The sequence below is a fragment of the Candidatus Poribacteria bacterium genome (assembly GCA_016866785.1).
Lineage (GTDB): Bacteria > Poribacteria > WGA-4E.
In genome coordinates, this window is sequence record VGLH01000035.1 from 23562 (window position 1) to 33510 (window position 9949).

The window sequence follows — 9949 nt, forward strand, 5'->3', positions numbered from 1 at the left end:
TTGGCACGAAGGCAACCAGAGGAACTGACGATGCGATCCGCAGTTGCGAGCGCCGGTCCGGCGCTGACTCGAGACGACTTCCAGAGCGACCAGGACGTGCGTTGGTGTCCGGGCTGCGGCGACTACTCGATTCTCGCTCAGGTGCAGCGCGTTCTGCCGGAACTGGGAGTGCCGAAAGAGAACATCGTGTTCATCTCCGGGATCGGCTGCTCGAGTCGCTTCCCCTACTACATGAACACGTTTGGGTTCCACACGATTCACGGTCGCGCGCCTGCGATCGCCACGGGTCTCAAGCTGGCGCGCCCTGAGCTGGATGTGTGGGTCGTCACCGGCGACGGCGACGCGTTGAGCATCGGCGGCAATCACTTCGTCCACCTGTTGCGGCGGAACCTGGACATCCGCGTTCTGCTGTTCAACAACCAGATCTACGGGCTGACAAAGGGTCAGTACTCGCCGACATCCGAGCAGGGGAAGGTGACCTACTCGTCGCCGATGGGCTCCATCGAGACGCCGTTCAACCCGATGCGCGTCGCGTTGGGCGCGAACGCCTCTTTGGTCGCCCGGTCGCTCGACCGCGATACGAAGCACTTGCAGATGGTGCTCAAGCGCGCCCACGAGCACCAAGGCACGGCGTTCGTCGAGATCTATCAAGACTGCATCGTGTTCAACAAGGACACGTTCGCCCCCCTGACCGACCGCGAGACGAAGGACGACAACGTCCTCTACCTGGAACACGGCGAGCCGATGGTGTTCGGCAAGGAGCGCGACAAGGGCATCCGCCTGGACGGGCTTCAGCCGCGGGTGATTTCGTTGACGGATGGGCAGCATTCGGTCGCGGACCTGCTGATTCACGACGAGCACGACCGCTACGGGACGCTGTCGGACATCCTGGCGACGTTCCAAGAACGCGTTGGTTTCCCCCGACCGGTGGGCATCGTCCGCAATATCGAGCGCGTGTGCTACGAGGATGTGATGCTCGAGCAGATCGACAAGGCGATGGCTCGATCAGGACCGGGCGACCTGGCTGCTCTGCTGGCGGAGGGGGACACATGGACGGTGGGGCCCAACGGGTCCTGATGCCGCCAGCCCTGGTCGTCACCAGCGTGACAGAGCGAAGGCGATGACGCAGGTCGCGGTGGCGACGCTCGCCAGCGTCGAACAGAGAACCGCCTGAGAGGCGAAGTCCGACTCGGACTCGAACTCGATGCTGAGCAGGGCTGTGTTCACTGCCGTCGGCACAGCCGAGCCGATGAGCAAGACCTGCGCCGCCAACCCGCTGATTCCCAGCATGTGAATGATGCCCAGCCCCGCCAGCGGACCACCCACCAGTCGAATCGCCGCGCTCGCTCCCAAGGCTGCGGGCTGATCCACGCGACGAACCGTCCCTATTTGCGCACCCAACGTGAGGAGCCCCATGGGAACCAGCGCCGTGGCGATCCGATGCGACGCGATGGCAACGAAGCTGGGAAGTTCCGCGCCGACGTAGCGCAGCAGCAGCGCGAGCATGAACGCCGGCAAGATGGGATAGCGCAGGATGTGGCGTACGGACTCGGATACGGACCGCTTGCCGGAGGCAATGACGAACGCGCCCAGCGTGAACGTCGTGACGTTCTGAGTCGTCAAGACGACCGCTTGGATGGAGGTCGCCGTCTCGCGGGCTTCACCGGAGAAGACGAGCTCCATCACCGAGAGCCCGTAGTTCCCGCTGTTGTAGAAGATGGTCGAAACGGCGAACGCCACGGCGAGGGGACGCGACATGCGTCGCAGCCGTGAGAACGCCAATGCCGCCGCAAGCATCGCCGCCATCACCAGCCAGGTGTAGAGCGCGGTCGTCCCGGCGTCGGAGAGGCTGATCCCGGTTCGGTAAAAGTTGTCGAAGAGGAAGAAGGGAACGAGGACGTTGACGTTGAGCTTGGAGAGCGCTCGAACGTCAATGCCGACAGTCCTCTGGAGGAGGAAGCCCACTCCTGCCATGAGCACGAGCGGGAGGATCACCTGCGATACGGCTCCCAGCACAGCGAGGGCGCCTCTCTGGGAGCGGCTTCTCAGCGAGTCAGGAAGAGGGGGGCGATTCGCGCAGCATGCCGCTGGTACCAGTCGCGAGTCGTCCGAAGTCCGTCGATGAGAGGAACCTGAGGCTCGTAGCCGAGGACGTCGCGCGCATGGCTGATATCGGGCACGCGCAGATGCACGTCGGACTGCTTGTACGGTACGAACGCGACGCCGGAGCGCGATCCGCAGAGCTCGATGATGTCGGACGCGAGCTGGTACATCGTGACCGTGTTGAGGGCGTTCCCGACGTTGAAGCACCGCCCGATGGCGTTCTCGTTTTCCAGAGCCCGAAGCGCGCCGTCGACGAAGTCGCTGATGTAGCACCACGAGCGGATCGCGGAGCCATCGTTGTGTACCGTGAGCGGGGCGTTGTTCAACGCCTGGTAGATGAACCGCAAGATGGCGTGGTCGCCTAGGCGCTTGGGACCGAAGATGTTGAACGGTCTGAGGATGACCGTCGGGAGTCCGTACTCCCGGTGATAGGCTGCGACGACGTGCTCGCTGGCTACTTTGCTGACGGCGTAGCACCAACGCGGGTCGTCGCACGAACCGATAGGCGTCGGAGCCCCTTCGGACGCTGCGTAGGCGTGCGTTCCATACACTTCGCTGGACGAGAAGTAGACGAAGCGCTCGATTCGCTTCATCGGCAGAGCGTCCAGCACCGACTGGGTGCCGCGCAGGTTGACGCTCAGCGTGTCCACCGTGTTCATCTGGACTTGCTGAACACCGACGACGGCAGCGAGATGGACGACGATATCGACATCGGCGCAGGCGTTTCGGAGCTTCTCCGTGTCGAGAAGGTCGCCTCGCACACAGTGGACGTTGGGATTGCTTCCGAGGGATGAGTAGGAGAACGAGTTGTTCTGGAACTCAATGTCGTAGAGGATCACTTGGTTCGTGGCGGCAAGCGCTTCGGCGAACACGGTGCCGATGAATCCCCCGCCGCCCGTCATCAAGATCCGACGACCGTGAATCATGCCACACTCCTGGAGAGGATGTCGGAACTCGTCTCGGACAGTGAACCCTTTCCATTCGAGTGTGCAAAACAGCCCATCTCGAATGGCGCGCTCATCTGTTCGACGGATTCGCACGAGGCCCGCGCTGCCGGCTCATTACGAGACGACGCGAACGGCATGCCTCGGCCTCACGGGAAGCTGAGGATCGGGCAGAGCATAGCACGTTGGCGGAGTTTCCGTCAACTCTACCCGCGCCGGTGGAGTCGGACGAGACCGCGACGCCGCCCGCCCGTTGCGCGAAGGGCTGAGAGCCGCTAGACTCGACGGTCGCCCGGCAACACGAGGAAGTGGGAGCCCATGCAGGATACGTACACCGCCGTCGAAGCCGCCCGTGCGGTGAACGTCTCGGAAGCGACCATTCGCAACTACATCCGAGCCGGGAAGCTCTCGGCGGAGAAAGACGGCACTTCGTGGTCGATCACGCGCGAGCAGCTCGAGGCGGCGTTCGGCTACGTCATGGAGCTCGACGAGCAAGAGGCGGAGCGTCCAGCGACCGGTGGGTTGCCGGTGCAGTCGGATGCCATCGTCAAGCTGGTCGAAGCCGCCACTCAGCCCGTGGGGGAGGCGATCGACCTGTTGCGCGCCCAACTCGCCGTCAAAGACCAGCGGATCGCTGAGCTCGAAGCGCACATCGAGCGGCTGCAAGGTCAGGTCTCCCAACTCGCGACCCAAGTCGCCGAGAGCGCCTCGTCTCAGAACGCCGCGTGGCAGGAGTTCATCCGCCAGCACACAGAGCAGCTCGCCACGCTCGCCACCGCGCGGATGAACACGCGCGACGAGACTCCCCGCCGAAGATGGTTCCAGCGGTGGTTCTCGAAGTAGAACCCGCGTCGCGTGGCTGCATCCCACGGTCGGCCGACCTAGACGGCGATTCCCATGCTGCGCTACGGCTTCGAGCATCCGGCTGAAGAGAAGGTCCGCGCTGGGTTCGTCGGGTGCGGCGGGCACTCCTTCCGCAACGTCTACCCGTGCCTTCGGTACGCTCCCGTCGATCTCGTCGCCGTGTGCGATCTGGATGAAGCCCGCGCGAACGCCTATGCCCGCGAGTTCGGTGCGGCGCGCGCCTATACCGACGTCGATCTCATGCTCGCCCACGAAGAGCTCGACGCCGTGTTCGTCGTGACGAACTACGACGCAGATGGGCTTCCTCGGTTCCCCGCCATCGCGATCCCGGCGATGCAGGCTGGGGCTCACGTGTGGATCGAGAAGCCGCCAGCCGGCACGTCTGCCGACATCGAGGCGATGATCCGAGTGTCCCAAGAGACGGGGAAGTTCGTGCAGGTCGGCTACAAGAAGATGTTCACGCCGGCGAACTCCAAGCTGCGCGAGATATCCCGGAGCGAATCCTTTGGAGCCATCACGTCCATCGCCGCCCGGTATCCCCAGGGTCTGCCCGACATGGATCGACGTACCGACTCGAAGGCGATGGTCGGGTTCCTGGATCATATCCACCACCCCGGATCGGTACTCCAGTTGCTCGCCGGGCCGGCGCGCACGCTCTACTACGAGCGAGCGCGGAACGGCGCAACCGTCGCGACGCTGACGTTCGGCGATGGGATCGTTGGGAACTTGCACCTGACGGCAGGTCAGTCGGGCACGAGCCCACTCGAGCGGACGGAGATCATCGGCGAAGGAGCGAACGCCGTCGTCGAGAACGGCGTCCGGCTCACGTACTACCGTCGGGGCGGCAGGGGACCCGGTGGCTACGGGAGATCACCGGACTTCATCGGCGACGAGGCGAGCGCTCCGCTCGTATGGGAGCCCGAGTTCTCGCTGGGGCAGCTCTACAACAAGGGGCTGTTCTTGATGGGCTACGCGCCGGAGATCACCGCGTTCGTCGAGTCGGCGCGGCACAACCGCCCGCCTGAGAAGGCGAACCTGGCGGACGCACTTGCGATCACTCGGCTGTACGAAGCCTATCGATACCATCCGGCGGGGGAAGTCATTCCCGTCAATCCCCGAACCGAAGGGGCATGATCCATGGATCGAGTACGCGCCGCCGTGGTCGGTGGCGGAAGTCTCGCGAACGCCGTCCACTACCCATCGTTGTCCGAGATGGAGGACGTCGAGATCGTCGCCATCGCGGAACTCAACCCGGCGCGTCTGAACGCGACGGCGGATAAGTACGGCGTCGCAGGACGGTTCACCGACTACCGGCAGATGATCGCCGAAACGGAGCCCGATGCTGTCTATATCTTGATGCCGCCGTACCACCTGTTCGACATCACGATTCACGCGCTGAACGCCGGAAAGCACGTCTTCATCGAGAAGCCGCCGGGCGTGACGACCTATCAGACGACCGCCTTCGCCCGTCTGGCGGAGCAGAAGGGCGTCAAGACGATGTGCGGGTTCAACCGCCGGCACATACCGCTGCTCAAGTGGGCGAAGGACGAGGTGACAGCGAGCGGCGAGATCGTCCAGTGTGTCGCAACGTTCTACAAGTATCATACCGGCGGGAGATACTACGACGGCGCGATTGACATTCTTACCTGCGACGCCGTCCACGCGGTCGATACGCTCCGATGGATGGGCGGGGACGTGACGAAAGTCACGTCGCTCGTGCGCCGCTACCACGCGGATTTCGACAACGCGTTCAACGCGCTCGTCGAGTTCGAGAGCGGGGCTACCGGTGTGCTGCTCACCAATTGGATGACCGGCGCCCGGATGCACGCCTTCGAGCTCCATGCGCCGGGGGCTTCCGCGTACGTGGACGGCGACCGCGAGGCGCGCCTGTTCGTCCAGAACGGGCCCGCCCAGGTGCGGACGACGCAGGATGCAGCAGGCAGCGCGTCGCAGCATCGATACTACGGGTTCTTGGATGAGAGCCGGCACTTCATCGACTGTATCCGTGAAGACCGTCTGCCGACCAGCCACTTCGGCGACGCCGTTAAGACGATGGAACTGGTGGATCGCATCTACGCGAACAACGTCGCGTGATACCGGATAACCCGGGCGCGCGGGAGGGTGAGGTATGGGGCGGGGTGTGTCGGCTCGCGTACAGTTGCTGTGGCTGACCGTCGCGCACGGGACAGTCGATGCCTACGCCCTCATGGTTCCATTCCTGCTGCCCATCCTGCTCGAAGGAACCGCTGGGCGTCCTGGCTTGTCTCCGCCGGGACAGCGGGAGCTCTACGCGGGCGTGTTCGCGGCGATGTCCGCGGCGTCCACGTCATTGGGGCAGTTGGGGTTCGCCTTACTCGCCGACCGCGCTCGGAACGCGGCGTTCCTGTGGGGCGGGCTTGCGGTCGCCGCGTTCGGCATGTCGCTGGTCGGGCTGGCTCCTAACCTGCCCCTGGCGTTCGCCCTGGTGTTGATCGGTGGGATGGGCGTCGCGGCGTTCCATCCCCAGGCGACGGTGGCGGCGCGGCTGGTCTCCAAGGCTCAGGGGCTGGGCGTCTCGGTGTTCGTCACCGGCGGGAACATCGGGCAGTCGGTCGGTCCGTTTCTTCTGATCGTCGCGTTGTCGGCGTTCGGTCCGCGTGCGTTCGCCCCGGCGATGATTCCCGGGATCGCGCTCGCCCTGCTCCTGATCCCCACGCTCTCAGGCGTTGTCAACGGGAACGGCGAGACGCGCCGCGCAGAGCGTCCGACAGGACCGATCCCGTACCGGGCGCTCGGCGTGCTCTTTGCGCTCGTCGTCCTGCGTACGCTCGCGTTCACCGGCTTCCTGAACTTCCTGTCGCTCTACCTGAAGGACCGCGGATTCGGCGACATCGCGAGGGCAGGCGCGATGTCGGGATTCATCTTCTTCGGGTCGGTGGGGATGCTGTTGGGCGGGCTGCTGTCTGACCGTCTGCCGCGAACGCCGCTCCTTCTGGCGTCGCTGTTGCTGCCATCGCCCGCGTGGATCGGCGTGCTCCACACGCAAGGGCTCGCCTTCTTCGGTCTGCTGTTCCTGGGCAATTTCCTGTTCCAGTTCTCGACGCCGATCTACATCGTCCTGGGTCAGGAGGCGATGCCCGAACGCGCGAACGTGGCGACGAGCCTGATGATGGGAACCGCTTGGGGAACCGCCGGTCTGCTGGCGCTTCCGGTGGGAGCCATCGCCAACTCGATTGGCTTGACGCCGACGCTCACGGGCTTGGCGCTGATCCCAGTCGCGGCGGTCGTGCTGCTGCTGGCGATGCCAAAGCAAAGCGACCACGACGCGAAGGTTTTGGAGCTCTCCGCGTCGTGATCGCTTGGGGTGAACGAAGCCTTAGCGCAGGACGTCGCTCTTGATGGTTCCCCACATGAGGGTCGCGCGGTCGCGCGGCTCGACGGCGGTCGTGATGCCCGTCATCGCCTTGGCGACTTCGGCGTCTGTCAAAGCGCGATTGTACATCGCCATCTCGTCGTAGCTGCCGACGGTCCAGCGAACCGTGCCGCCGCGCGCTCCGATGAAGAGGGGACCCGTGTTCGTCCCAAGCGTCCCGACACAGTCGCGCTGACCCACGACCTTGCCATCGACGTAGATCTTGATGACCTTGCCGTCGAAGCTCGCCGCGATGTGGTGCCACGTCCCATCCAGGACCCCACCAGCTTCACCTTCGTCATCGCAGTTCTCCGGCAAGCCGAAGATCTGGAGCATGACCTTGTTGCCGTAGTCGGGCAGCAGGTTGTACTCGCCAGCCTGCCACGACGGGCCCTTCTCGATAGCGCTCTGGTGGTCGCCTGTATCGGCGGCGATCTTGCACCAGGTCATCAGGGTCATCGACTGCAGGTTCAGCGAGGCGTTGTGCGCCACCTCGAGGTGGGCATTGGCGACCAGGTCGATGCCCTGCCCGTACTTGCCAGCGCCTCGGACCGCCTTGCCCTTGAGCATGGCGTCGTTGCCCTTGCCGCTCGAGTCGACAGCCTTCTCTCCGCTGCCCTCAAAGGAGAGCAGCATGATGAGCGATGGGTCCGCCGCCGCATATGCCGAGACGCCATAAGACATCGCCACGCCTACCGCTCCTGCAAGGAGCCAGCGCGCGTTTCGTGCCATTCGCTTCGCCTCCTGGTTGGTGCCCCGTACAGGGGCTGGTTCCTACGGGCGCTCGGGTCGCCGATCTAGCGGTCCTTGAGCGCCGCCCACATGACCGTCGCGCGATGGCGCGGATCGACGGCGAGATTGACAGGAATCTCCTCCATCGCCGTACGAATCTCCGCCTTCGTCAGCGCGCGGTTGTAGATCTTCATATCATCGTAGAACCCGACGGTCCACCGCCCGCTTCCGCCGCGCGCGCCGATGTAGAGGGGCCCGTTGTTCGTCTGGAGCTTGCCTTCGCAGGGCCCGCCACCGACTTCGCTGCCGTCCACGTAGACCGTGATGCGCTTCAGATCGAACGTGCCGGTGATGTGGTGCCACTTGGTGTCGGTCACCGTGCCAGCCTGGAGCTCGTCGTTGCAGTTGTCCGGCAGGTCGAAGATCTGGAGCAGGACGTTGCCGCCGTAGACGGGCAGCAGGTTGTACTCGCCCTGCGCCCATGCGGGGCCCTTCTCGATGCCGCTCTGGTTGTCGCCCGTGAGTTCGGTGATTCGGACCCACGTCATGAGCGACATGGCTTGCAGGTTCAGCGAGTCGTGGTGCGGCACTTCGGCGTGGGCGTTCAGACCGAGGGCGAGCCCAGAGCCGTACTTGCCCTCGCCGAACTTCGCCTTGCCCATGAGCGTGGCGCTGTTCTTGCCAGCAGGACTGAGGTCCTTGGCGGTCTTGCCGCCGTCTTCGAAGTTCAGATACATGACCAACGAGGGGTCTTGGGCGGACGCCGTGAGGGCGGCAGCGGCGATCGCCAGGCATGACAGGAGCACAACAGGTCGGAGTCGGCGCATCACGACCTCCTTAGCGGGATGCAGGCGCCACGAATGGCGGCATAGGCGATGCGTGGTCTATACAACGGAAATGGGCAGGCATTGCGGTCGGCGGATGCGGACCAACGCCACCCATGCACCTCGAGCGACTCTCGAACGGATCGCCACACTGCGCCAGGGTTTGGGCAACGCAGCGTGCCATATCTTAGGCGACACGTCGGACAGCGTCAAGGCAAACTGCATCTGCCAGCCTGCGGGCTCCGTGATAACCGGCTCCGCGGTGGCGCGCGTCCGACTGCCCGAGCGCTTCCGTGTCCACTGGAGCTCGGGTACAATACGCCTATCGACGGTCGAACACCGAGCCCGCGGAGAGGACGCTGCCGCATGAGCAAGACCGCCGCCTCCGACCACCCGATCCATGACTTGATCGCCGAGCGATGGAGTCCGAGGGCGTTTACCGAGCGGCCCATCCCGGACGAAGTCGTGCGCAGCCTTCTCGAAGCCGCGCGTTGGGCTCCCTCATCGCTCAACGAGCAGCCTTGGGCGTTCCTGATCGGCATACGCGGTAGAGACGACGAGCATGAGCGTATCGCGTCGTGTCTGTCCGAGGGGAATCGCCGTTGGGCCCCCAAGGCTCCTGTCCTGATGGTCGCCGTCGCACGGCTTCATCGGGCGCGAGACGGTCACTCGAACCGCCACGCCCACTACGACACGGGCGGAGCGGTCGCGGGCTTGACGCTCCAGGCGACGGCGAGCGGTCTCTACGTGCACCAAATGGGCGGCTTCGACCGCGACCGAGTTCGCGATCTCTACGCTGTCCCCGAAGACTGCGACCCGATGGTCGCCGTGGCTGTAGGCTACCTCGACGAGCCGTCCTCTCTGCCTGAGGATTTCCGGGATCGGGAGCTCGCTGCGCGCGTCCGAAATTCCTTGACTCACTTCGTGTTCGAGGGCAGATGGGGCTCGACATCGACTCTCGTGACGCCTTCGAAAGGAAGCGAATGACGCCATTCAACGGGCTCGGCATGCATCCGGGGAACCTGTGGCGTCTCTCGAACGCCCGTACGCGGTCGATCAGCGCCGAAAACCCCGGCGGCGCGAAGGGCAGG

10 protein-coding genes are annotated in these 9949 nt (G+C 64.6%); 6 read left to right on the top strand and 4 right to left on the bottom strand.

The features are described 5' to 3' along the window. Window positions 1-30: 30 nt before the first annotated feature. Window positions 31-1077, top strand: a complete 1047-nt coding sequence (locus FJZ36_07050) for a 2-oxoacid:ferredoxin oxidoreductase subunit beta (GenBank protein ID MBM3214655.1) — start codon at window positions 31-33, stop codon at window positions 1075-1077. Between the two features lie 18 nt (window positions 1078-1095). Here the strand turns inward: FJZ36_07050 and FJZ36_07055 are convergent, their stop codons facing one another. Both FJZ36_07055 and FJZ36_07060 read right to left on the bottom strand, forming a co-directional pair. Further along, window positions 1096-1995: an AEC family transporter gene (locus FJZ36_07055; protein ID MBM3214656.1), complete on the bottom strand. Its 900-nt coding sequence runs from the start codon at window positions 1993-1995 to the stop codon at window positions 1096-1098. Between the two features lie 50 nt (window positions 1996-2045). Continuing rightward, window positions 2046-3029, bottom strand: a complete 984-nt coding sequence (locus FJZ36_07060) for an NAD-dependent epimerase/dehydratase family protein (protein MBM3214657.1) — start codon at window positions 3027-3029, stop codon at window positions 2046-2048. 336 nt (window positions 3030-3365) lie between these two features. Between FJZ36_07060 and FJZ36_07065 the strand changes: the two genes are divergently transcribed. From FJZ36_07065 to FJZ36_07080, 4 genes are read left to right on the top strand one after another with little or no spacing between them, the layout of a single operon-like run. Next, the gene (locus FJZ36_07065) at window positions 3366-3890 is read left to right on the top strand and encodes a helix-turn-helix domain-containing protein (protein ID MBM3214658.1); all 525 of its coding nucleotides are present in this window, start codon (window positions 3366-3368) and stop codon (window positions 3888-3890) included. A 54-nt stretch (window positions 3891-3944) separates the two neighbouring features. Continuing rightward, window positions 3945-5045 (top strand): Gfo/Idh/MocA family oxidoreductase, encoded by a 1101-nt coding sequence (locus tag FJZ36_07070; protein ID MBM3214659.1) that lies wholly within the window; start codon window positions 3945-3947, stop codon window positions 5043-5045. A 3-nt stretch (window positions 5046-5048) separates the two neighbouring features. Beyond that, window positions 5049-6005: a Gfo/Idh/MocA family oxidoreductase gene (locus tag FJZ36_07075; GenBank protein MBM3214660.1), complete on the top strand. Its 957-nt coding sequence runs from the start codon at window positions 5049-5051 to the stop codon at window positions 6003-6005. A gap of 34 nt (window positions 6006-6039) precedes the next feature. Beyond that, on the top strand, window positions 6040-7245 hold the full coding sequence (locus tag FJZ36_07080) for an MFS transporter (GenBank protein ID MBM3214661.1): 1206 nt from the start codon (window positions 6040-6042) through the stop codon (window positions 7243-7245). 21 nt (window positions 7246-7266) lie between these two features. On the opposite strand, the gene FJZ36_07085 is transcribed toward FJZ36_07080, so the two are convergent. Together FJZ36_07085 and FJZ36_07090 are read right to left on the bottom strand one after the other, a co-directional pair. Beyond that, the gene (locus FJZ36_07085) at window positions 7267-8034 is read right to left on the bottom strand and encodes a LamG domain-containing protein (protein ID MBM3214662.1); all 768 of its coding nucleotides are present in this window, start codon (window positions 8032-8034) and stop codon (window positions 7267-7269) included. A gap of 65 nt (window positions 8035-8099) precedes the next feature. Next, a complete protein-coding gene (locus tag FJZ36_07090; GenBank protein ID MBM3214663.1) occupies window positions 8100-8861 on the bottom strand; it encodes a LamG domain-containing protein in 762 nt (253 codons plus the stop codon). 363 nt (window positions 8862-9224) lie between these two features. Here FJZ36_07090 and FJZ36_07095 point away from each other — a divergent pair, with 363 nt between their 5' ends. Next, window positions 9225-9845: a nitroreductase family protein gene (locus tag FJZ36_07095; GenBank protein MBM3214664.1), complete on the top strand. Its 621-nt coding sequence runs from the start codon at window positions 9225-9227 to the stop codon at window positions 9843-9845. Window positions 9846-9949: the final 104 nt, after the last annotated feature.